Below are 669 nucleotides of genomic sequence, written 5' to 3' on the forward strand. Positions count from 1 at the left end.
GCTGTCCTTGCGCACCACCACCGCGCGCAGGCTCTGCACGTTGCCCCAGTGCGAGGCGATCCGCGCCGCCTCCAGCATGCGCTGGATCTTGGCGGGCTCGACCGGCTTGTGGGGCAGCAGGAAGCGGATCGAGCGGCGCCGGCCGATCACCTCACGTAGTTCCACGGCTCCTCCCCGGCGCGTCAGAGCTTCGCCGCGCCCACCAGCGACAGGACCTCGTTGCAGCCGTCCTCGATCATCGAGGCGCGGGCGTCGCGCAGGATCTTCTCGATCGGGTACTCGCGGGTGAGGCCGTTGCCCCCGAAGACCTGGAGCGCCGCGCTGGCCACCTCGAAGGCCGTGTTCGTGCAGAAGACCTTGGACGCGATCGAGTACTGGAGGAGCGGCGGCTGGGTGGTGTTGTGGACGAACACCCGGCGCGCGAGCGAGCGGGCTGCCTCGACCTCGGTGAACATCCGGAACAGCCGCGCCCTGACCACCTGGTGCGCGAAGATCGGCACTCCCCCCTGCACCCGCTCGCGCGCGTAGTCGAGGGCCAGCTCGAGCGCCGCCCGCGCGGTCCCGACGAAGATCGCGCCCATCGACGCGTTGGCCATCGTCAGCACCATCTCCACGATCGTCGAGTAGGCCTCCTTGCCGACCACCATGTAGTCGGCCGGGATGCGCACG

At 70.0% G+C, this 669-nt stretch carries 1 protein-coding gene; it reads right to left on the minus strand.

Annotated elements, in window-relative coordinates; all coding sequences use genetic code 11:
- Positions 1-182 precede the first annotated feature (182 nt).
- Positions 183-669: acyl-CoA dehydrogenase (locus L6Q96_23330; GenBank protein ID MCK6557480.1), on the minus strand; the 487-nt coding region annotated here is incomplete at its 5' end.

The organism is Candidatus Binatia bacterium (genome assembly GCA_023150935.1).
Lineage (GTDB): Bacteria > Desulfobacterota > Binatia > HRBIN30 > HRBIN30 > JAKLJW01.